At 34.8% G+C, this 21,587-nt stretch carries 21 protein-coding genes; 10 read left to right on the top strand and 11 right to left on the bottom strand.

The window, feature by feature from the left end:
- The first annotated feature begins 4 nt into the window (after positions 1-4).
- Positions 5-2,569 (top strand): circularly permuted type 2 ATP-grasp protein, encoded by a 2,565-nt coding sequence (locus ACKC83_RS07145; protein ID WP_414036375.1) that lies wholly within the window; start codon positions 5-7, stop codon positions 2,567-2,569.
- 2 nt (positions 2,570-2,571) lie between these two features.
- Positions 2,572-3,459 carry a transglutaminase family protein gene (locus ACKC83_RS07140; protein ID WP_434037537.1) on the top strand — a complete coding sequence of 296 codons (888 nt, stop codon included), beginning with the start codon at positions 2,572-2,574 and terminating at the stop codon, positions 3,457-3,459.
- Positions 3,460-3,542: 83 nt separating this feature from the next.
- On the opposite strand, the gene ACKC83_RS07135 is transcribed toward ACKC83_RS07140, so the two are convergent.
- From ACKC83_RS07135 to rhaD, 4 genes are all read right to left on the bottom strand, one after another.
- Complete coding sequence (locus ACKC83_RS07135; protein ID WP_434037536.1) at positions 3,543-4,697, bottom strand: iron-containing alcohol dehydrogenase; 1,155 nt, start codon at positions 4,695-4,697, stop codon at positions 3,543-3,545.
- A 7-nt stretch (positions 4,698-4,704) separates the two neighbouring features.
- Complete coding sequence (locus tag ACKC83_RS07130) at positions 4,705-6,018, bottom strand: FGGY family carbohydrate kinase (RefSeq protein ID WP_434037535.1); 1,314 nt, start codon at positions 6,016-6,018, stop codon at positions 4,705-4,707.
- A gap of 163 nt (positions 6,019-6,181) precedes the next feature.
- Positions 6,182-7,969 carry an L-fucose isomerase gene (locus tag ACKC83_RS07125; RefSeq protein ID WP_434037534.1) on the bottom strand — a complete coding sequence of 596 codons (1,788 nt, stop codon included), beginning with the start codon at positions 7,967-7,969 and terminating at the stop codon, positions 6,182-6,184.
- 16 nt (positions 7,970-7,985) lie between these two features.
- Positions 7,986-8,783, bottom strand: coding sequence for a rhamnulose-1-phosphate aldolase (gene rhaD, locus ACKC83_RS07120; RefSeq protein WP_434037533.1), 798 nt, complete (start codon positions 8,781-8,783; stop codon positions 7,986-7,988).
- Positions 8,784-8,888: 105 nt separating this feature from the next.
- On the opposite strand from rhaD, the gene ACKC83_RS07115 reads away from it, so the two are divergent.
- The 5 genes from ACKC83_RS07115 to ACKC83_RS07095 all read left to right on the top strand — a co-directional run bounded on the left by ACKC83_RS07115 (position 8,889) and on the right by ACKC83_RS07095 (position 14,675).
- Positions 8,889-9,788 carry a helix-turn-helix domain-containing protein gene (locus ACKC83_RS07115; protein WP_414036380.1) on the top strand — a complete coding sequence of 300 codons (900 nt, stop codon included), beginning with the start codon at positions 8,889-8,891 and terminating at the stop codon, positions 9,786-9,788.
- 543 nt (positions 9,789-10,331) lie between these two features.
- The gene (gene aldA, locus ACKC83_RS07110) at positions 10,332-11,771 is read left to right on the top strand and encodes an aldehyde dehydrogenase (RefSeq protein ID WP_414036381.1); all 1,440 of its coding nucleotides are present in this window, start codon (positions 10,332-10,334) and stop codon (positions 11,769-11,771) included.
- Positions 11,772-11,878: 107 nt separating this feature from the next.
- The gene (gene fucP / locus ACKC83_RS07105; RefSeq protein ID WP_434037532.1) at positions 11,879-13,177 is read left to right on the top strand and encodes an L-fucose:H+ symporter permease; all 1,299 of its coding nucleotides are present in this window, start codon (positions 11,879-11,881) and stop codon (positions 13,175-13,177) included.
- A 6-nt stretch (positions 13,178-13,183) separates the two neighbouring features.
- Positions 13,184-13,516 carry an L-rhamnose mutarotase gene (locus ACKC83_RS07100; RefSeq protein WP_434037531.1) on the top strand — a complete coding sequence of 111 codons (333 nt, stop codon included), beginning with the start codon at positions 13,184-13,186 and terminating at the stop codon, positions 13,514-13,516.
- Positions 13,517-13,526: 10 nt separating this feature from the next.
- Entirely contained in the window at positions 13,527-14,675 is a 1,149-nt protein-coding gene (locus ACKC83_RS07095; protein WP_434037530.1) for an alpha-hydroxy acid oxidase, read from the top strand.
- 399 nt (positions 14,676-15,074) lie between these two features.
- On the opposite strand, the gene ACKC83_RS07090 is transcribed toward ACKC83_RS07095, so the two are convergent.
- Positions 15,075-16,115, bottom strand: a complete 1,041-nt coding sequence (locus ACKC83_RS07090) for a family 43 glycosylhydrolase (protein WP_434037529.1) — start codon at positions 16,113-16,115, stop codon at positions 15,075-15,077.
- A gap of 470 nt (positions 16,116-16,585) precedes the next feature.
- On the opposite strand from ACKC83_RS07090, the gene ACKC83_RS07085 reads away from it, so the two are divergent.
- Together ACKC83_RS07085 and ACKC83_RS07080 are read left to right on the top strand one after the other, a co-directional pair.
- The gene (locus ACKC83_RS07085; RefSeq protein WP_434037528.1) at positions 16,586-17,269 is read left to right on the top strand and encodes an SDR family NAD(P)-dependent oxidoreductase; all 684 of its coding nucleotides are present in this window, start codon (positions 16,586-16,588) and stop codon (positions 17,267-17,269) included.
- 2 nt (positions 17,270-17,271) lie between these two features.
- Positions 17,272-17,799: a glutathione peroxidase gene (locus ACKC83_RS07080; protein WP_434037527.1), complete on the top strand. Its 528-nt coding sequence runs from the start codon at positions 17,272-17,274 to the stop codon at positions 17,797-17,799.
- A gap of 15 nt (positions 17,800-17,814) precedes the next feature.
- Here ACKC83_RS07080 and ACKC83_RS07075 read toward each other — a convergent pair whose 3' ends face one another.
- From ACKC83_RS07075 to ACKC83_RS07050, 6 genes are all read right to left on the bottom strand, one after another.
- Positions 17,815-18,306 carry a CIA30 family protein gene (locus tag ACKC83_RS07075; RefSeq protein WP_434037526.1) on the bottom strand — a complete coding sequence of 164 codons (492 nt, stop codon included), beginning with the start codon at positions 18,304-18,306 and terminating at the stop codon, positions 17,815-17,817.
- Between the two features lie 54 nt (positions 18,307-18,360).
- Entirely contained in the window at positions 18,361-18,786 is a 426-nt protein-coding gene (locus ACKC83_RS07070) for a hypothetical protein (protein WP_434037525.1), read from the bottom strand.
- Between the two features lie 65 nt (positions 18,787-18,851).
- Positions 18,852-19,475 (bottom strand): flavin reductase family protein, encoded by a 624-nt coding sequence (locus ACKC83_RS07065; RefSeq protein WP_434037524.1) that lies wholly within the window; start codon positions 19,473-19,475, stop codon positions 18,852-18,854.
- A gap of 52 nt (positions 19,476-19,527) precedes the next feature.
- Complete coding sequence (locus ACKC83_RS07060) at positions 19,528-19,818, bottom strand: TIGR03643 family protein (protein ID WP_414036391.1); 291 nt, start codon at positions 19,816-19,818, stop codon at positions 19,528-19,530.
- 7 nt (positions 19,819-19,825) lie between these two features.
- Positions 19,826-20,227 (bottom strand): DUF2452 domain-containing protein, encoded by a 402-nt coding sequence (locus ACKC83_RS07055; protein ID WP_434037523.1) that lies wholly within the window; start codon positions 20,225-20,227, stop codon positions 19,826-19,828.
- 17 nt (positions 20,228-20,244) lie between these two features.
- On the bottom strand, positions 20,245-20,409 hold the full coding sequence (locus ACKC83_RS07050) for a Lacal_2735 family protein (RefSeq protein WP_414036393.1): 165 nt from the start codon (positions 20,407-20,409) through the stop codon (positions 20,245-20,247).
- Between the two features lie 788 nt (positions 20,410-21,197).
- Between ACKC83_RS07050 and ACKC83_RS07045 the strand changes: the two genes are divergently transcribed.
- Entirely contained in the window at positions 21,198-21,578 is a 381-nt protein-coding gene (locus tag ACKC83_RS07045) for a LytR/AlgR family response regulator transcription factor (protein ID WP_414036394.1), read from the top strand.
- Positions 21,579-21,587 lie beyond the last annotated feature (9 nt).

The following is a 21,587-nucleotide window of genomic DNA, read 5'->3' as shown; positions in this document are numbered from 1 at the left end:
ATTAATGCCGATTGATAAAAACACTTTATTTGAGAACTATTTTTCTGATTTTAAATATTACGACGAAGTTCTTAAATCAAATATGTCTGTTAATCCCAACTGGAAAAAATTACTAGGTAATCTTACCCAAATGGGAACCAATACACTAATCTCTAAACAAGATGAAATGGATTGGCTAATGGACGAAAACGGTGTAACCTATAATGTTTACAACGATCCTAAAGGGATGCACCGTGCGTGGCAATTAAATATCGTCCCTTTTCTTATCCATCAAAAAGAATGGGATACCATAGAAAAAGGAATGCAACAACGTTCGGAATTATTAAACCTGACGTTAAAAGATATTTATGGCAAACGCGAACTTATTAAAAATGGCATAGTCCCTCAAGAAGTTATTTATGCGCATCGTGGTTTTTTAAGACAATGCGATCAAATTCAATATAAAACGGCTAAGAATTTATTAATACATTCGGCCGATTTAGCACGTGGTCCAGATGGTCGCATGTGGATTGTTAACGACAGAACACAAGCGCCTTCAGGCATGGGGTATGCGTTAGAAAATCGCTATGCCACCAGCCGGATTTTACCAGATATCTTCAAAGATATTCACGTGAAGCCACCATCGCCTTTCTTTGCAGATTTCAACAAAATGTTAATTGAATCTGCGCCACAAAATAAGGAGAATCCAACCATCGTTATCCTTACACCAGGCCCCTTAAACGAGACTTATTTTGAACATGCTTATATGTCTTCATTTTTAGGTTATCCATTAGTAGCAGGAAACGATTTAGTTGTTAGAAATGGGAAGGTCTGGATGAAATCTTTAAAAGAGCTCAAACAAGTCGATGTTATTTTAAGACGTGTAGACGATGTGTTTATGGATCCCTTAGAGCTTCGCGAAGATTCTTATTTAGGTGTGGCCGGTTTGCTAGATGTGGTAAGAGAACAGCAAGTCACCATTATAAACCCTATTGGAAGTGGTATTTTAGAAAACTCGGGACTGATCCCGTTTATGAATGCGATTTGCAAATACTTTTTTAAAGAAGATTTAATTCTGCCACAAATAGGTTCTTGGTGGTGCGGACAAAAGAAAGAACGCGATTACGTTCTAGAAAATTTGAAAAATCTAGTACTTAAACGCATAGATAGATCTAACCGGGAAAACATCTTTTTCTGTGAATTCTTAAAACCAGCCCAGTTAGAGAAATTGAAAGCAGAAATACTTGACAATCCGTTTGTGTTTGTTGCTCAAGAGAAGATTTTATTTTCGACGGCGCCAGATTTTACGGGAGACAAGCTGGAACCACGCAAAGTGATGTGTAGAACATTTTCTATTGCAAAAGACGATGGTTATTCTGTAATGCCCGGAGGTTTAGTGCGTGTCGCATCTGAGCGCGAAGACCTTTTTGTGTCTAATCAACGCGGTGGCGTAAGTAAAGATTTTTGGGTTATTACCGACGAGCCCCAAACCAATGTTCAGAATTACACTTGGGACAGCTCCTTCGAAATTTCATTTTCTGGCATTAACGATTTACCTAGCAACACTGCCGAAAATTTATATTGGTCTGGGCGCTATTTAGGCCGTGCCTTAGTGACTGCGCGTTATTTGCGTACTGTACTTATTAAAATGAGCAATGAGCAGTACAACGAACAAGAAACGCAATCTAAGAGCCTACAATGTTTATTTCAATCGGTGACACATATTACCTCTACCTTCCCTGGATTTATAGGCGAAAAAGGTAAAAAAGCATTAGAAGATCCCTTAAAAGAAATTCTATCGGTGTTAATTGATAGTCATAGATCTGGTAGCTTTGCACAAACACTTAATAGTTTTAACAATTCGTATTTCACGCTTAGAAACCTATGGTCTAAAGACATGTGGCGTGTTTTTGATGGCATTCAGAAAAACTGGAAAGCCTTCGTAGAAGATTCCGCCGAACACACTTCGATACAATCACTAATAAAAATCTTAGACAAAATTATTACTAGGCTTATTGCCTTTATGGCTCTTATCGAAGAGAGCATAATGGTAGAACAAGGCTTACTGCTTTACTTTATTGGTTTGCAAAGCGAACAAGCCATGATGAATATTGCTAAATGCCGTTCCCTTTTAGTGATAAGTCACGATAAACAACCGCAATACGAAATTTTAGAGGCCCTTTTAAATAGTCATGAGAGTTTAAACATTTATAGATACAGTTACCGTTCGCATTTAAGCACAGAAAATGTAATTAATCTTATTCTTTTAAATGAAGAATACCCAAAATCGTTAACCTATCAGCTTAGGCGCATTCAAAAAGATATAGACAAATTACCACATTCCGAAAGTCTTGGCGAGGTCACAAAATGTCAGAAATTTATAGCAGAGGCACATCATAAAATTCAAAATCTAGATATTAAATCACTTTTAGAATTAAATACGGATGACACTATTATCCGACAGAATTTAGACGATAGTTTAACCGAGTTAAGCGATTTACTGCACGAAATGTCTTTAGCCTTATCCGATGCGTATTTCAATCATTCGTATCAGCAAAAACAATTGGTTAATCAAAACTTCCCTTTCTAGTTATGGAATTTAAAGTCTCTCATACCACAAGTTACGATTACGATAGCGGTGTTACCTTTTGTCATAATATAGCCACTTTAAAGCCCAAAACCATGCCTGGGCAAACGTTACTGGATTACGAACTCGAAATAAGTCCAAAACCGACCGAATTAACAGAGCGATTAGATTTTTTTGGTAATGTAGTGACTCGTTTTTCCATTCAAGAATATCATAAAAAGTTAACGGTAACCGCTAAAAGCAGGATACTCAGGCAGTACGCTTCTCAGCCTGATATTGAAACCTCTGAAATGGGACGATCTATTACTTTAGAGGATGCCTTAAGACTTTTAAAAATAAATAAACTTGATCTGGTAGATATCAATCAATTTAAATTAGATTCAATTTTTATAACACGAATTTCTTCAGAAATTAAGGCCTATGCCGAAGTGTCTTTTAAACAAGACCGCTCTGTCTTTGAAGCCTCGTACGAATTAATGGAGCGTATTTTTAAAGAATTTAAATTCGATTCTGGATTTAGCACCATCGCCACTCCAATTCACGAAGTGATGAAAGAGAAAAGAGGAGTATGTCAAGATTTTGCACAGATTGCTATTGCCTGCGTACGATCTATAGGTTTACCTGCACGTTATGTAAGTGGTTATATTGAAACCTTACCGCCACCAGGAAAAGAAAAATTAGTAGGAACAGATGCATCTCATGCCTGGTTCTCTGTTTACATTCCTACTTTTGGATGGGTAGACTTTGACCCCACCAACAATCAAATCCCGAAAGACCAACACATAACGGTGTCTTGGGGAAGAGACTATTACGATGTACCACCTTTAAAGGGCGTAGTATATAGTACAGGAAAAAACAAAATGAATGTAGCCGTAGATATTAGACCGGCATAGAACTAAAAAAAGCCTTGCATATACTGCAAAGCTTTTTTTATTAGATTTTAATTTTCAATTGAATTCTCTAACCTTTCAGAAAATTACATTGCGGCTTTATAAATAGCCATCGCATCTTCTACATTGACATCTCTAGGATTACCTCCTGTACATACATCGTCTAGCGCATGTTGTGCCATAAGTTCGAAATCTTCTTCGTTAACACCTAATTCTCTTAAACCAGACGGAATACCGACAGCTTTAGACAATTTTTCGATAGCCTGAATGGCTGCATTTGCGCCTTCTAAATCGTTTTTATCATTCACTTCTACGCCCATTGCTCGTGCCACTTTTTTAAGCTTATGGGTACACGCAGGAATATTAAATCGCTCGACATGCGGTAACAAGATAGCATTAGCAACACCGTGTGGCATATCGTACATGCCTCCTAATTGATGCGCAAGAGAGTGTACAAAACCTAAACCCGCATTAGAAAACGACTGTCCTGCAATAAACTGTCCCCAAGCCATTTTACTTCTAGCTTCTAAATTATCGCCATTATGCACAGCCTCTTCTAAACTAGTAGCGATTAACTCAATAGACTCTAAAGCCAATGCATCGGACCAATGAAAAGCGCCTTTAGTAACATACGATTCTATAGCATGAGTTAAGGCATCCATTCCTGTTGCCGCTGTAAGTGATGCTGGTTTTCCCAACATTAACTCCGGATCGTTCACCGCGATAGAAACCAAGCAATTTTTATCGACCATAACCATTTTAATATGTTTTACCACATCGGTAATAACATAATTTATTGTGACTTCACTAGCTGTACCAGCAGTCGTATTTATTGCAATAATAGGTAATGAAGCTTTAGTTGATTTATTTACCCCATCGTAATCAGAAATTTCTCCTCCATTTGTAGCTAAAATACCAATAGCTTTTCCACAATCTTGAGGAGAACCTCCTCCAAGGGTAATAATAACATCGCAGTTATTTTCTTTTAATAACGCTAATCCGTTATTAACATTTTTTACTGTCGGGTTAGGTTGAACGTTATCAAAAAGTATCATTTCAATATTAGAACTATCTAAAATATCAATAACTTTCTGAGCAACGCCAATTTTAACCAGTATTTTATCTGTTACAAAAAGTGCCCTCCTATAAGGTAAATCCTTTAATTCTTCACTTAAATCTTTTAATGCTCCTGGTCCAATTAAACTTAATGGTGGCAAATAAATTCTTCTACTTTGTAACATAATATTTCTATTTTAAATAATCTTTCATCAATAGAGCTGCACCTAAAGCACTTTCATTTTTACAATCTGAAATCTTTATGGTTATGCTAGGTTTTAAAATTTCTAAGAAGGCAATAAAAATTTTATTCTTATTAAAACCTCCTGATATGTAGACGTCTTTTAACGTTGCTTTTTCATCGGAAATTAATTCGATGGCCGAAATAACTTTTTTACTGATTTCGTAAATTAATTGATAATAAGCCGTTTCGTAAGACAGAAAATTCTGAAGATATTCTGGGTGTGCCTCGAAATCGGTATCGATACCTTCCGATAAAAACACACGGGCATTTTGTTCTATTAGCTCTTTACAAAGTCTGGTGTTTAAAACTAAATCTAGGTGATAATCTATATCTACTTTATAGAAATCGCTTAACGTTTTAATATAGACTTCGTGAATACGTCCTAAGAATTGCATTGAAGATTTTACTTGTTGCTTTTCTGGCGTCATAAAACACAAACAATTATTTTGTAGCTGATGTTGCGTTAAGGTTTCTTTACTAAAAGGATTCATGGTTATAATCCATGTTCCTGTAGATAACAGCACAAAATCGTTGTTATTTTCGTTTTCTAAAATCGGAATAATTGAAGAGGAGCTGTCATGAAGACCTGTTCCTACGGCAATAGTCTCTCCGTTAATTTTTGTTATTACAGCTTCATTCCCTTTACAAGGTGCTGGAAGCGTAATGTTTTCATCTTTTAACCAAGAATGGTAAGCCATTTTATCGAAATCCCAAGTCGCTGTATGCGCTCCAACAGACGTAAAATCTGCTGTAATTTTACCTGTGAAAAGATAACTTAAGTATTGGGGATAATGTAAAATAGCATGTACGTGTTCCCAAATGTCTGGTTTATTTCTTTTAAGGGACAACATTTGTATCCCTGTATTTAACATCCCATAGGCTGGCGAAGCTGTTTTTCTTGAAAACTCTGCTGTTCCACCTTGGGACTTATAAAAATCACTATAATCGTTTAAATCTAATGGCTTTAAATAATTATACAGCGGGGTAATACGCTCGCCCTCTTTATTTAAATACACCAATGATGCACCATGTGTAGAAAAGTTTAAGGCTTTTATTTGATACTTACCTTCGTCCTGAATAGTTTTAATACCATTTTTAACCCAAGTTTCAATAGCATCTAAATCGTCGCAACAGTATCCGTCATCGTCTGTTACTTCGTCAAACTTAACCGATTTCTGATACACGATACTAAATGTTTTATCGAATAAAAAGATCTTCTTATTGGTCTTTCCGATATCGACAATTGCTATAACTTTTTCCATACTGATACTTAAAATTTTGCAATGAAAAGTTTTCTCCATGTTGAATAAACATCAACTGGAGAAAACAAATTCATTACCAATAAAAAAAAACAAAAAAAAAGACTCGTCAAACTAATAAACCACTACAAAACAACTAAAGACGAGTCTTCTTGAAAAAAAAATATTATCCTTTAAATCCGTATAACGGACCATAATTATCACAAGCGCGATAATCTGCTCCTTCTAATTGCTCTCCGAAGGCTGCCCATGCACTTGGTCTAAACACATCATTTTCATCTACATTATGCATATTTACAGGAATGCGTAACATCGCTGCTAGAGAAATTAAATCTGCTCCAATATGTCCGTGAGAAATAGCACCGTGATTTGCTCCCCATTTAGCCATTACTGTGTATACGTCCTTAAACGCACCTTTACCCGTAGTTCTTGGCACGAACCAAGTTGTTGGCCAAGTTGGATCTGTTCTATCGTTTAATACATTGTGAATATCTTCTGGAAGCTCTACACTCCATCCTTCTGCAATTTGTAATACAGGTCCAATTCCTTTAATAAGGTTTATTCTACACATGGTTAATGGCATCTGACCTTTAGTTAAAAAGTTAGATGAAAATCCACCACCTCTAAAATACTCTACAGTAGCTGGAGGCCATTTCGTATTATCTAAACATCTTTGAACATCGTCTTCGGTAATATCCCAGAATGGTTTCATTGTTGGGTTACCATCGGCATCTAATTGCTGTGCTGTAGCATCTAAAGTTGTAGAACCAGAATTAATAAGGTGAATAATTCCATTTTCGGCTAAACCAGTTAATTTTTTACCCGTAACACGCTCTACCGATTCTGGACTCCAGTACGTACGTACATCCGAGAATAGTTGTGCAGTATTGGTTAATAAATGACCAAACAACATTGAAATGGCATTTAAACAATCGTTTTCCGTAGCAAAAATATAAGCTTGACGAATACCGTTCCAATCGAAAGACGAATTTAGAATAGATTCTGTAAAATCTGCATTAGGTTGGTAGTCTGTCCACTGACGTTGTCCTTGGAATCCTCCCATAATGGCATTTCTACCTTTAGATTCTTCTCCGAATCCCATTTCCTTAAGTTTAGGGTTTCCGTTCATTAAATCTTTACAGATTAAAGTCATTTTCACAACTTTTTCCCATTCTTTCTCTTTAACCTCAGCCGATTTTTGAGATTCTTTACTGTTACGATCTGGACCTTCTATACAATTTTCTTTTGTCCACGCCAATGCTTTTTTATACTCGTCTTGATCGAAGATGTTATGCTCAATACGTCTTAAAAGTTCTACAGATTCTACGAATTCTGCACGCACTCCTAAATAGTCTTGTAAAAAGTTAACATCGACCATAGAACCTGCAATACCCATAGAGCTATACCCGATAGATAAATACGATTTTCCTTTCATTTGGGCCACTGCTAAAGCCCCTTTTACGAAACGTAAAATTTTCTCAGACACATCATCAGGAATAGACGTATCGCCTCCATCCTGAACTTCTTTTCCATAAATACCAAAAGCTGGTAATCCTTTTTGAGAATATCCGGCCAAGGCTGCTGCTAAATACACAGCACCTGGTCGTTCTGTACCATTAAATCCCCAAACGGCTTTAGGTATTAACGGATCTGTATCCATAACTTCTGTACCATAGCACCAACATGGTGTTACTGTTAAAGACACTTCTACACCTTCTCTTTTAAATTTATCTGCACAAGCCGCGGCATCTGCAACACCACCAATAGTGGTATCTGCGATAACGCATTCTACTTTTTCCCCACTAGGGAAACGTAGTGTTTCTTCTATTAATTTTGCGGCCGCTTTGGCCATATCCATACACTGAACCTCTAAAGATTCTCTCACTCCTAATTCACGTCCGTCAATAGTTGGACGAATTCCTACTTTTGGTAACCTACCTATTAATCTGCTCATTGTTTCTAATGCTTTTCTATTCTGTAAATTGTTCTAATTCGGTTAGCTGATCGTTAGATAAACCCGCTGGTTTAAACCCGGAAGCCCAACACATCATTAATAATTTTGCGCCTTTATTTGCAACATCTAAAAAGTCCCAAGCTTTCATTACATCTGGAGCTGTTGCGGTAGCACCGTGCTTTTCCCATAAAGACACATTTCGAGTTTTAAAGGCATCGATAGTCACTTTTGCTAAGGCTGCCGTACTAGATAATGCGTAAGGTGTACAGTGAATTCCTTTTGGAACAAATACTTTTACCTCAGGACACATCATCCAAATTTGTCTGTTTAATTCTTCTTCATCATCAAATAATTCGTGGTGACTCATACAAATCAATTCTAAAGGATGCGTATGTACTACCGCTAAATTTTCTGGGTGGTGTTGCGAGTTAAATAAGTGGATACTTGCATGAGAAATTAATTCGCATGTAGGTCCGAAATTATCGCGTTTTCCTCCCCAAATAATAGAATATGCTGTTGCATCTTCGTTGATATAAAGAATGCAAGACACTTCTTCTAACATATCTACCAAGTCTCTTAAGTAACATCCAGTTCCTGTAATATAAATTACAAATCCTGCACATTCCTTAGGAAAATCGAAAGGAACTTCCTCTCCAATGCCTTGAACTTCTTCTTTGCTAAAAAAAGAGGTTAAGTTCATTGAAATGTTTCCAGCATTTCGCTCTGCCCATTCACGTTGCCATAAATAACCAGCTACCGTAGATACTTTTTTCAATTCGGCTTGTACTTCTATTGGGAGTTTTAAAGTTTTCATATATGTTTAAATAAAAATTTATTACACAAAAATACTTTCATAGTATCATTTTAATAATATTTAAAATCTGTATTTTTGTATCTAATTCAAACATTAATTGATTTAATGAAAATTGTAAAAGATATCCAACTGGGAGATCCGTCTTCTAACAAGCAAAACTTTATAGATCTAAATTTAAAAGTATTGTGTTGCCGATATTGGATACTCGATTTATGGGATTGTCACGATATGGTATTCCCGTATTGGAGATTGTATTGGAATAGAAATACAGGAGGCGAACTGATTCATCGCGATAATATATTCGAAATGGATCCCAATTGCCTTTATATTATACCGCCCTTCACTTCGTTTTCGTCCCGATTCACAAAAAATCATGTGTATTCCAACGGCATACATGTTAACGGGAAACACGTTACTAGTACCATTAACGAAGACCATTACGTAGACTCCTCGTTAATACATTTATTTATTCATTTTAATTTAGGGGTGCCGTTTGACAATGTTTATCCAGGGATTTTAAAAATAGAATTAACAGACTATTTAAAAGATCGTTTAGACTACCTGACTAGCCGATTAAAAATAGAGAATACAGATTTCAAACTAACCTTTAACTTAAAGCTACAAGCCTTTATTAAAGAAGCCTTAACTAATATAGGACCAGAATTATGGAAGGCTATTAATATAGACGAGCGTGTACTAAAAGTAATTCGTTATATTGAAATTAATATCAATAAAAAATTAAGTAATCCCGAATTGGCGGCCATTACAAATATGGCTCCTAACTCTTTTGCTAGATTATTTAAAATTGAGATGAATATAACCTTACATAGTTTTATTCAGAACAGAAAAATTGCAAAAGCTTGCGTCCTGTTTGAACACACAAACAAAACTATTGAAGAAGTTTCTTTTGTATTAGGGTTCTCTGATCGCTTCCATTTTTCAAGAGTTTTTAAATCTGTTATCGGACTTTCGCCTGCTTCTTACAAAGAGGAAAAGTACATTTAGTTTATTTGCTATTTCCTCTTTCACCTACCAATAATTACACCCTGATTGTTTATTATCTTATTTTTAAACCGATCTAAATCTATTAAGATCATGGTCCTTACTGCGGATTAATTTGAAGAATCAATCACCAGAAACAATACAACAACATCATCTTAAAACCAGAAATTACTCTTATTTATTTTAGAAATACTAAATATATATTTCTTATAGATTACTAGTATCATGTTGGTTGCAAAGGGTTTTAAGCCCATTTTCTATTATATTTATTTCGAGTACACAGACCATATAATAGCTAAAATAATTATTTAATAAATTTTCAAATTATAGCTATTAAACCTAAACATGCTGTACAAAAACCTTAATATCATCAATGTTTAAATTATACATATTATTGATTGTTATAGATAATTAATAAAAAATAAATATAATATAAATTTGGTCAGTATATTTTGTCAATACAATTAGTATTTAGCTTTATCTTTAAATTAAATACAATCACAAACAATCGAAACCTAATTAAAACTGAATTAAAAAAAATAGAACATGAAAACATTTGAACAGTACATAAATGGAAAATTTGTAAAATCGACGTCCACAGATGTCATTGAAATTTTAAATCCTTGCACCGAAGAAGTTTTATCATTAATGCCTATTGGAAGTGTTAAAGATGCTGAATTAGCATTGGACGCTGCTCAAGCCTCTCAACATGCTTGGAAATCTCTCCCTGCAATTGAAAGAGGTAACTATTTAAATAAAATGGCAGATGTTATTCGTGATAACCGTGTGTTTTTAGCAGAAACGCTAGCTGCAGAACAGGCTAAGGTTATGGGATTAGCACAAGTTGAAATTGATGTTACTGCCGACTATTTTGATTATTATGCAGGTTTTGCTAGACGTATTGAAGGAGAAATTATTCAGAGTGATAGAAGTAAAGAACACATCTTTTTACATAAAGCACCTATTGGAGTAGCCGTTGGAATTTTACCTTGGAACTTCCCATTCTTTGTTATGGCTAGAAAAGTTGCAGGGTCTTTAATTACAGGTAACACTTGTGTAATTAATCCAAGTTCTATAGCACCTAACACCGTAATGGAATTCGCTAAATTAATCTCAAAAATAGGCGTTCCTGCAGGTGTACTAAACTATGTTTGTGGTAAAGGTAGTATTGTAGGTAATGCACTTTCTTCTAGTCCAATTACAGGTATTATTAGTTTAACTGGTAGTGTTGGAGCTGGACAAATGGTAATGGAAGCGGCTTCTAAAAATATTACAAAAGTATCGTTAGAATTAGGAGGTAAAGCGCCTGCAATTGTGTGTGCAGATGCTAATTTAGAATTGGCTGTTAACGCTGTAGTAACCTCTAGAGTAACATTTAGCGGACAAGTATGTAATTGTGCAGAGCGTCTTTATGTAGAAGAATCTATTCACGACCAATTCTTGGATATGGTTGCCAAAAAAATGAAATCTTTAAAAGTAGAAGACGCCTTCTCTAAAAACAATCCAGATATGAGTGCTCTAGTCTCTAAGGCACAATTGGATAAAGTTTCGGAAATGGTTGAATTCGCTAAAAAAGAAGGTGCAGAAGTTGTTGTTGGAGGCACTAGAACTCCAGGTTTTGATAAAGGTTACTTTTACCAACCAACATTACTAACCAATGTAAAACAGAACATGCAAATTATTCAGGAAGAAGTATTTGGTCCTGTTTTACCAGTCATGAAATTTAGCACATTAGACGAAGCTATTGCTTTGGCAAACGATTGTGAATTTGGATTAACATCTTCTATCTTCTCAGAAAACTTTAACAAAGTAATGCATGCTGCTGAAGAGCTACAATACGGAGAAACTTATATTAACAGAGAACATTTTGAAGCCATTCAAGGATTCCACGCAGGTTGGAAAAAATCTGGTATTGGTGGAGCAGATGGAAAACATGGTATGGAAGAGTATCTTCAAACTAAAGTGATCTACGCGCAGTACAGATAATATAATTAAGAAATATAAACTAGCAAACACTATTCAATTCGTAGAGAAATTAGTATCTATACACAGAATAGTGTTTGCTTTTTAAACAAACTAACCAAATAACCATTATGAACACCACCGAAAAAATCCCTGTAGTTTCTAAAGAGGTATTAATTCCTTTTATAATTATAACCTCCTTATTCTCGCTTTGGGGTTTTGCTAACGATATTACCAATCCTATGGTAGCGGCATTCGGAACCGTTATGGAAATATCTACAGCTAAGGCCGCATTAGTGCAACTCGCTTTTTATGGCGGTTACGCTACAATGGCTATTCCAGCCGCATTATTTGTTAGAAAATACAGTTATAAATCAGGGATTATTTTAGGATTAACATTATATGCCATCGGGGCCTTATTATTTTATCCTGCGGCAGAATTTGAAGTCTTTGGTTTCTTCTTAGGATCACTTTATATTTTAACTTTCGGATTGGCGTTTTTAGAAACAACAGCTAACCCATTTATTCTTTCAATGGGAGACGAACGCACCGCCACCCAACGTCTAAACTTAGCACAAGCTTTTAATCCTATAGGGTCACTTTTCGGAATGTTTGTCGCTTCAAAATTCATACTTGTTGCCTTAGATTCTGATAAAAGAAACGAAGCAGGCGAATTAATTTTTAACACCTTAGACGAGGCGCAAAAAGCCATCATTAGAACTCACGATTTAGCGATTATTAGAGATCCTTATGTTATTCTTGGCTTTGTAGTCATTGCCATGCTAGTAATTATTTCAATAACAAAAATGCCAGACACTAAGAAGAATAAGAAATACACTAGTGCTAAATCTTCTTTTCAGAGATTATTCAAAAACGGAAAATACAAAGAAGGTGTTCTCGCTCAGTTATTTTATGTTGCCGCTCAAATTATGTGTTGGACTTTTATCATTCAATACGCAGGTAACCTAGGCATACCTAAGGCAGAGGCGCAGAATTACAATATTATTGCCATGACCATATTTTTATTGAGCAGGTTTGTTAGTACATTCTTAATGAAATATGTAAATGCTAAAAAATTACTAATGATTTTCGCATTGTGTGCAATGGCTACAATTTCAGGCGTTATTTTAATTGAAGGGATATTAGGGTTATACTTATTAGTAGCAACATCGGCTTTTATGTCTTTAATGTTCCCTACCATTTACGGAATTGCTTTAGACGGTTTAGAAGAAGACGACACAGCATTAGGTGCCGCAGGTTTAGTTATGGCTATCGTAGGAGGCGCATTAATGCCAATATTACAAGGTACTTTAATAGATATGGAAAGCATAGGACCTTTTTCTGGTGTAAACTTTTCTTTTATTCTTCCTTTTATATGTTTTTGTGTGATTGCTTTTTATGGCTACAGAACATTAAAAGTTTATAAATAACAACATATGAGATATTGCTATGCATTAGATTTAGTTGATGACGAGACATTAATTAAAGAATATATTGAGTATCACAAAAACGTTTGGCCAGAAATTGAACAAAGTATTTTAGATTCTGGCATAGAAGTTATGGAAATCTATCATGTAGGTAATCGCCTATTTATGATAACAGAAGAAGGTAATAATACACCTTTAGACGAGCGCCCACAATCCGATCAGGTAAAAGCAAAAATAGACCAATGGGAAACCTTAATGTGGACGTACCAACAAGCCCTTCCAATTGCTAAAAAAGGAGAAAAATGGGTTTTAATGGAAAACATATATCAATTAAAAGTTTAGAATTATTAGCATGGAAATAAAAATAAATCCAAAATATCCTTCGGTTACAGATTTAAGAAAAAGAGCGAAGGTAAAAATGCCAAAATTTGCTTTTGAGTATTTAGATGGTGGATGTAACGAAGATATTAATCTAGATAAAAATCGTACCGACCTTCAGAAAATTGAGTTGATGCCTCAGTACTTATCAAAATTTGATACATCAGACTTAAGAACTGAATTGTTTGGACACATTTACGATGCCCCTTTTGGTATCGCACCAGTTGGACTTCAAGGTTTAATGTGGCCAAACTCGCCAGAAATTTTAGCCAAAGCCGCATTTAATCATAATGTCCCTTTTATTTTAAGTACCGTGACAACCTCTAGTATTGAACGCGTAGCAGAATTGACAGAAGGAAAATCTTGGTTTCAATTATATCATCCTGCCGAAGAGAAAGTAAAACGCGATTTATTAGATCGGGCAGCACATGCCGGAACCGATGTTTTAGTCATCTTAGCAGATGTTCCTACGTTTGGATACCGACCAAGAGATGTAAGAAATGGTTTAGCCATGCCGCCTTCTATGAGCCTGAAAAATATTATCGAAGTTTTAAAAAAACCCGATTGGGCTATTCAAACTTTAATTCATGGGCAACCTGCTTTTAAGACGCTAGAACCTTATATGCCTAAAGGCCTAAATTTAAAAAAGTTAGGAGAATTTATGGATGTTACCTTTTCTGGGCGACTTAACGAAGATCGCATCGCCTCTATTAGAGACCAATGGAAAGGGAAATTAGTAATTAAAGGTGTGGTGAACGAAATGGATGCGCAAAAAGCCATTAATTTGGGGGTCGATGGTTTAATTGTATCCAATCACGGTGGTAGACAATTAGACGCGGGACAATCTTCAATCGTGCCCATGACCCATTTGGCTAAAAAGTACAAAAACGATATTAAAATCATGGTAGACTCAGGTTTACGTGGTGGTCCAGATATCGCTAGAGCCATGGCCAATGGAGCCGAATTTACCTTTATGGGACGTAGTTTTATGTACGGTGTTGGTGCACTAGGCAAAGACGGAGGCGATCACACAATTTCCTTAATGAAACGGGAATTTCAGCAAGTTATGGAACAACTTTGCTGCGAAAAAGTTCAAGATTTACCCAAGCATTTAATACAATAACACATATCAGAAACCCAAGAATTTTTTTTTCTTGGGTTTCTTTTTTGCTCTATAAAAATGGATTATAAACTCGGGTTACTACAGTTACGAAAACACACGTTAAAGACGCTAGCTTCTTTAAAGTAAATAACAATAAAATTGAAGTTTATAGTATTATAACACAACTCCATTGTTTGTTAGCATAGTTTGTCTTTCCGAATGAAGCTCGAACCGGAGTCACTGTCTTTTCATATTTCTCGTCACTCGAGTCTCATGCTGTGGAAATGACAACAGAACTTTAAATATTTACTAAGACATGGATGTTTAATTTATAACTCACCAATAACTTCATACTATAACATTTAAAAGCCTCACTATTTCATAAAATAATGAGGCTTTTAAACTTTGATTGCAGTGTACTTACTCCTGTTTCATTTCGAAGCGCGCAAAATACGCATACCCCTTTTTACCTTTTAAAGAAATCCCCCATCCTGGTGTTTCTGTGGCTTGATTTCCATCTTCTAAATCGGGTCTATACAAACCTGGAGCTGAAGGAATTTTAACCAAACTGTCGTACAAAGGTGTAAAACTAATCCCATCTTCGGTATAATTAATAGTTTTACTAATAGACGCTAAAGACGCTATCCCATTGTTTTCTTTCCAGATTAACACTTCATGACTCTTATCTAAAAGCGATCCTTTATGTTTTATAAATGGCCCCTCTGGATTGTCGGCCATTGCAACACCCATTTCGGTTAAGCCCGGTCCTTTTCGGCCATGGATTATTGAACGCCCTTTATAATATAACCAGATTTTATTATTCTTAACCAATAAACTAGCATCGTCTACTCTAAAACTATCGAAGTCTTCCAGTGTGCTACTAACTTCTATAAGGGGATTATCCTCTATGCGTGTAAAAGGACCATCTGGACTGTCTGAAACCGCTAAACCTATAGCCGTAACATCTGTAGTACTATTATTTTCAAATTTATTATCCGGATTTCCAGGTGTCGGTTTTACGGCTGTATAATACAGGTAATATTTTCCTTTAAAAGCTAGAATATTTGGAGTAAATACCGAATGACTATCAAATGCGCCTTCTTCTCCCAAACCCAAAGCCATACCTTGCTCCTGCCATGTGTAGCCTTCGTCTTTAGATGTGGCATACCAAATGGTTGCCCAATATCCTGCAGTTTCAGGATGATCCATTTTAGAATACCAAATATAGTATGTATCTCCAACCTTTATAATATCACTATTATCACGTCGGTTATACGCACTATCTTCTCCAATACCAGTAATATCCTGATAGGCGAATTTCACAGTCGTAGCTACAGGCTGGTTTATTTCGCTACTGCTTTCGGCAGATGTCTTTTCGGTTTTAGATTTACAGCTTACTACACTTAATGTTAGTACCGAAAATAGAATTAAAAGGTTGAGGTTGTTTTTAAGTGTTACCATTCGTTTCTGTATAAAATTTTATTAAATGCTTTTTTAATGTCTTCGACCTACGAATCAAGCTTAGAGACTAGATTCAAAATACATGACATCATATTTTTTAATTAACATAAAATATTCCCAAAGTTTATAAATGGGCTTCATGATATTGACTGTATATTCAAATTTATTCATAATTTTATATAAGCATATTCATTTTATTGCTGTTTATGATATTAAAATAACAAAAAAGACAACTGTAATAGTATTATAGACACAACACACGTCTTAAATAATAAAAAACAACAATTTTCTTTAAAGTTGATAGCGCTATTAAAACCCAATAAATGAAACATTCTAAATCTGTTTATTTTAAATAAACGTATACATTTCAGACTAGATAACCATTCATCTTGCATGGTATAAACCTCTATAAATGGTGTAATTGCATAAACAATATGCACATAAAAACTTACACTTAACACACAAAACAAATGAAAACTATAGCGATAATTGGTGGTAGTAAAGGTATTGGCAAGAGCATAGTGCACCTTATGCTAGAAAACCATAAAGTAATAAATATTAGCAGGACACCACCCGAAACGGAACACCCTAATTTAACCCATTACACATGTGATATTCTAACTGATGAATTGCCAGATTTAGAACATGTAGATAGCCTAGTCTACTGCCCAGGAAGTATAAATCTTAAACCCATTTCCAGATTTAGTTTAGACGATTTTAGAACCGATTTTGAAGTTAATGTTTTAGGCGCGGTAAAAGCAGTTCAGAAGTATTTACCTCAACTAAAAAAAGGAGAAAATCCTTCGATATTATTATTTAGCACTGTGGCCTCCAAATTAGGCATGCCATTTCATGCGAGTGTTGCCACTTCAAAATCTGGTGTAGAAGGTTTGGTAAAATCATTAGGTGCAGAATTAGCTCCAACCATAAGAGTTAATGCTATTGCGCCTACAGTTACAGATACCGATCTTGCCTCTAAATTATTACGTAATGAAAAGATGATTGCAAGTATTACTGAACGCCATCCTTTAAAAAAGTTTTTAAATCCGGACGAAGTTGCCGCAACAGCTGCGTTTTTATTATCGGATAAAGCGGCTTCATTTTCTGGACAAATTTTCGAAATGGATTGTGGTATTGTATCTTTTAAAATATAGTTATGAATATAGTCGACAAAGCAAAACTGTACCCACGTAAATCGTCTGAGACCAAAACTCAATCGCTTTATGAGATTGAAATTAACGATATAAATAATAATCCGATTTCGCTTTCAGAATTTAAAGGAAAGTGGCTACTATTTGTAAATGTGGCTTCGGAGTGTGGCTTTACAAAGCAGTACAAAGAATTACAAACTCTAAGCGATACTTACAAAGAAAAATTAGTGGTTATTGGTTCGCCTTGCAATCAGTTTGGGCAACAAGAGCCTGGTGAAGCCTCAGAAATTCAAGAATTTTGTGCAATAAACTTTGGCGTTACTTTTTTGCTAACCGAAAAGATCGACGTCAAAGGAAGTCTGCAACATCCCTTATATACATGGTTAACCTCTAAAGATTTAAACGGCAAAAAGAGTTCTAGTGTAAAATGGAATTTTCAGAAATATTTAGTCGATGCTAGTGGCAATTTAATAGATTACTACTATTCCATTACAAAGCCCATGAGCTCTAAAATCACTAAACATTTAAAGTAGGATCAAGACGCTTTATTAGCTTAAAACAATAGATTCTATTTCTAGTTTAAAATCTTCTGCTTTTTTGTTTCCTACTAAGAAGGCGACTTCTTCAATACCGTCCTGATCGTAGTTTGGCATATCCAATTGTCGTCCTTTATAAGTGGGATACATCTCAGATAAAGTTAGCTGGAACATTTCCCAACCTTCACTACTATTGAAATAATTAATATACGCATATTTATCGTCAGACTTTCTTTTTATTCTGAACTGATACGTTTTACCATCGCCCTTAACTTTAAAACTGATTTTTGAAAACCCTTTTGTGCTTACCCTATCGAAACTATATTTAACAGTAGAAAACCCACCATTGTTTTCTAAAGAGACACGGCCTGCAAAAACACCCTTTCCGTTTGGATCTAGAATAAAGGAACCCGAAGATTTCCCACCCATTACGGCATCGTCTACAACCTTCCAATTATCTGTTGTACTTGTTTTATTAAAATCAAAAATAATTTCTGATGTCATAAATTTTAGTTTTATTAATAATTATTATGTGATGAGTACGTAGTGAAATCCGACTTAACCGTCGTAATATCCCAGATTTAAAAAGTCGTTTTTGGTGTCGATCATCTTATCTACAAACGCCCTATTATCTTGGTAGTTCTTGTTTTTACTAAACTTTATAAATTGACCATTAGCATGAATACTAAATGTTTGAGCATTATAAATAACTAAACGGTAATACGGAATGATCCACGAATATCGGTCAAGTTTATTAGTAAAATGAACAATTATTCCTTTAGGTCTCAATTCAATATTCGCATAATTTACTGAAACCACTTCCATATTCTTAGGCTGAAGCTTCGCACTTAACTGAGAAATAACAAACCTACCAGATCCCACACCGCCGAGTTTAATCTTTTCAAGCAAAGAATACGTGTCCCCTAAAATTTCTGCACTTGCTTTTGTATACTCTTTATTTGTGTGACTGGTATTAAATAACATAGTTGAGGTTTTATTTTGGTGTTGTTTAAGTGATCTAGACAACTTAATATGCGATTATTGATGCCTTAAAATTCTGGAACTTCAGGTAATCTCACATAAGGATAGCTATCTATTTTCTTAAGCGAATAATAACTATTTAAGCCCGAAATCCCAACACTATTAGTGGCTTCTAAGTCGATATCGCCATTTAAAAGCGCATGGTCAGGAAGAATAAGTTGTTCTATTTCTCCAACTACTAAAGTGGTACCATTGCTTATATTTAATGTTTCCTTAAATCGAAGTCCCATTTTAAAATGACTTTCTTTTACGAATGGCGCTTTAAAATTGTGAATATAATCTTCGGTAAGATGACATCTATCGAACTCAGAAATTTCCGATTCAAATTTTCCAGAGGTATAATGTGCGTTTTTTATAAATTCAGGATGAATGTGATTTATAGTATACACCTGGTTTTCTTGGATATTCCTAATGGTATGTCCAACATCTTCTGTTTGGGGTCTCGTAATAAAACCTAGTAAAGCAGGATCGCTTCCTAAGTGAACTACAGAACTAAAAATCGCTAAATTGGTTTGTCCATTATTATTTATGGTTCCAATAAGATTAGCAGGTTTTATTCCTGTAACCGAGTTTATAATTTTTAATCTTGTAACACGGTCAAGATTTTCGATATCTTTTTTGCTGTAATTCATTCTTTTAAGCTAAACGGATTTGGTGTTGCATGTGTATATGTAGACGAAAAGTTTATCGTTTACTTATTCTGTTTCCTGAGATGGCTTTCTGTCGGGAACATTTAAAACGCGTAATATCTGGATTGCGCTTTTTAAGATGTTTCTGACTTACCCCACTATTTACCCGTTTTCGCCAACGTTTAAAACTAGATTCTTTTAAATTAGCTCGCATGAGCTTAATAACGTCTTTTTCGGTTAAACTAAATTGAAACAAGATGGCTTCAAAAGGCGTACGGTCTTCCCAAGCCATTTCTATAATACGATCTAATTCTCGTTCTGTAAACTCTTTTATATCTGTAGTCATATTAAAGCTAAATTTTTTCCCAGATCTGATCTGCATTTAAATAAAAACTTCCCAAAGCATTAAAACGACACTGATCGGGAGCTATAATTGAAAGGAACGTTTCTCCATTGTCTCGCTTGTAGAGGTGGTACGTTTCACCAAGTATAGGCTCGAAATTAAATTTAGCTTCAAAAATAAGTTTGTTATACTCAAACTGTTGCATCATCGCTTCATATTCGGCTTTCAGTTCTAAATACTTCGCGCTTACTTTATGGTTAACTTTATTAATACTTCTGTTTTTCCAAGGAATATTATCTATAGCTTTAATTACCGGAGCCCCAACATTACTAGCATACGCCTTTAGTGAAGCGTCGTATTTTTGAGTTTCCGGATTATAAACAACATTATCTGGTTTTTTATCTTTTGCCATATTTCACAAAACGCAGATTAGGTTAATTTTTCAAGTTTTTTCATTACCTCTTCGGCTTCATAAGCTTTCTGGTCACTCATTTTTCTATTGGTAGTCGATAGCTTATGCGCCTCTTTTAACAGACTTTCGTACTGCGCTTGCAACTTTTCCTTTTCTGATTTCTTTTTAAATAGTCCGAACATATTTTTATTATTTAGGGTAGAAATAAATACGATTTGTAATTACATAAAGATACACAATGTGTGCCTTTAATACGAAATTGCTCATAGAAAGAACTTATATGATTTAAGGAAATATTGATTCGTTTATATGATATCCTGCCTATTTATTAAGGCTGGCACTTTCATATTAGGCATAAAACTGTTAAAAAATATTTTTTTTTAAAGCTAAACGCTTGTTGCATTCAATACACGTAATTAGCAGAGTAGACCGACATTAAGCGCTTGTATATCTATGAATAAAGACATCTTGATATCAGACTGATTCAAAAGTCTTTTTCGCATTTCATTCTTATCATTTTTAACTCCAACTTACACTAGACTTACATTAGTAAACCTATGATAAACAAAAATTAAACTAACACGAGTACATTATTTTTTAGAGTAAGTTCTGAAGATTTACTAAGGACAAGAAACATGGTAAATACAGATAAAATCCGTTACAACTGTTCCGTTTCACTAGCAATAAAAAACAAAACGTTTTGTGCATTCCACCCCCAATTCGATTAAAAAAAGTGTTAAAAAACAATTCTTATTTTGGATAATTATTTAAAAGTTTAGTAAAGTATTGAATTTCATGAATAAAAAACACGCAAACAACGAAGTGTTTTACACATAAAACGAGTATTTTAGTGCCTAAAAGTTATCCATTGTCTAAGTTAGAAGGAACTACGACTCTAAATTTGAATTAAATTTTGAGTATATCTTACCTATCGTGACTAAACATTTGTGGTAAACTAAATAAAAACGCTATGAATTGTATCATAATAGATGATGATGAATTAGCCAATGCTATTTTAGAACAATTAATTAAGAACAATCCAAACCTGACACTTGAAAGCAGTTTTTCAAGTGCCATCCAAGCTATTAAATATTTAAATAAAAATACGGTTAACCTTGTTTTTTCAGACATTAAAATGCCTGAATTAACGGGACTTGATTTTATCCGAACGTTAAAAAGCCCTCCTAAAATTATTTTAACCAGTTCAGATGAAAACTTTGCTATTGATGCTTCAAAACATAATTGTGTAGTAGATTTTCTTGTAAAGCCTATTAAACAAGAACGCTTCAATACAGCCGTGCAGAAAGCCATTAACAACATAAAATTTTGTATTAGGAGGGAAACGAGATAGACTAAAAAA

This window comes from Formosa bonchosmolovskayae, assembly GCF_051016085.1.
In the GTDB taxonomy this organism is placed as follows: domain Bacteria; phylum Bacteroidota; class Bacteroidia; order Flavobacteriales; family Flavobacteriaceae; genus Formosa.
Note: the sequence above shows the minus strand (reverse complement) of the source record. Positions and strands in the feature narration are given on the sequence as shown.

Bases quoted from the DNA above. Each gene is read 5' to 3' on its own strand.
- ACKC83_RS07060 (WP_414036391.1), bottom strand. From the start codon at position 19,818: ATGACTACAGATATAAAAGAGTTTACAGAACGAGAATTAGATCGTATT.
- ACKC83_RS07125 (WP_434037534.1), bottom strand. From the start codon at position 7,969: ATGAGCAGATTAATAGGTAGGTTACCAAAAGTAGGAATTCGTCCAACT.
- ACKC83_RS07130 (WP_434037535.1), bottom strand. From the start codon at position 6,018: ATGGAAAAAGTTATAGCAATTGTCGATATCGGAAAGACCAATAAGAAG.
- ACKC83_RS07085 (WP_434037528.1), top strand. From the start codon at position 16,586: ATGAAAACTATAGCGATAATTGGTGGTAGTAAAGGTATTGGCAAGAGC.
- ACKC83_RS07080 (WP_434037527.1), top strand. From the start codon at position 17,272: ATGAATATAGTCGACAAAGCAAAACTGTACCCACGTAAATCGTCTGAG.
- ACKC83_RS07145 (WP_414036375.1), top strand. From the start codon at position 5: ATGCCGATTGATAAAAACACTTTATTTGAGAACTATTTTTCTGATTTT.
- ACKC83_RS07135 (WP_434037536.1), bottom strand. From the start codon at position 4,697: ATGTTACAAAGTAGAAGAATTTATTTGCCACCATTAAGTTTAATTGGA.
- fucP (WP_434037532.1), top strand. From the start codon at position 11,879: ATGAACACCACCGAAAAAATCCCTGTAGTTTCTAAAGAGGTATTAATT.
- ACKC83_RS07095 (WP_434037530.1), top strand. From the start codon at position 13,527: ATGGAAATAAAAATAAATCCAAAATATCCTTCGGTTACAGATTTAAGA.
- ACKC83_RS07050 (WP_414036393.1), bottom strand. From the start codon at position 20,409: ATGTTCGGACTATTTAAAAAGAAATCAGAAAAGGAAAAGTTGCAAGCG.
- aldA (WP_414036381.1), top strand. From the start codon at position 10,332: ATGAAAACATTTGAACAGTACATAAATGGAAAATTTGTAAAATCGACG.
- ACKC83_RS07065 (WP_434037524.1), bottom strand. From the start codon at position 19,475: ATGAATTACAGCAAAAAAGATATCGAAAATCTTGACCGTGTTACAAGA.
- ACKC83_RS07070 (WP_434037525.1), bottom strand. From the start codon at position 18,786: ATGTTATTTAATACCAGTCACACAAATAAAGAGTATACAAAAGCAAGT.
- ACKC83_RS07140 (WP_434037537.1), top strand. From the start codon at position 2,572: ATGGAATTTAAAGTCTCTCATACCACAAGTTACGATTACGATAGCGGT.
- ACKC83_RS07090 (WP_434037529.1), bottom strand. From the start codon at position 16,115: ATGGTAACACTTAAAAACAACCTCAACCTTTTAATTCTATTTTCGGTA.
- ACKC83_RS07115 (WP_414036380.1), top strand. From the start codon at position 8,889: ATGAAAATTGTAAAAGATATCCAACTGGGAGATCCGTCTTCTAACAAG.
- ACKC83_RS07100 (WP_434037531.1), top strand. From the start codon at position 13,184: ATGAGATATTGCTATGCATTAGATTTAGTTGATGACGAGACATTAATT.
- ACKC83_RS07075 (WP_434037526.1), bottom strand. From the start codon at position 18,306: ATGACATCAGAAATTATTTTTGATTTTAATAAAACAAGTACAACAGAT.
- ACKC83_RS07045 (WP_414036394.1), top strand. From the start codon at position 21,198: ATGAATTGTATCATAATAGATGATGATGAATTAGCCAATGCTATTTTA.
- ACKC83_RS07055 (WP_434037523.1), bottom strand. From the start codon at position 20,227: ATGGCAAAAGATAAAAAACCAGATAATGTTGTTTATAATCCGGAAACT.
- rhaD (WP_434037533.1), bottom strand. From the start codon at position 8,783: ATGAAAACTTTAAAACTCCCAATAGAAGTACAAGCCGAATTGAAAAAA.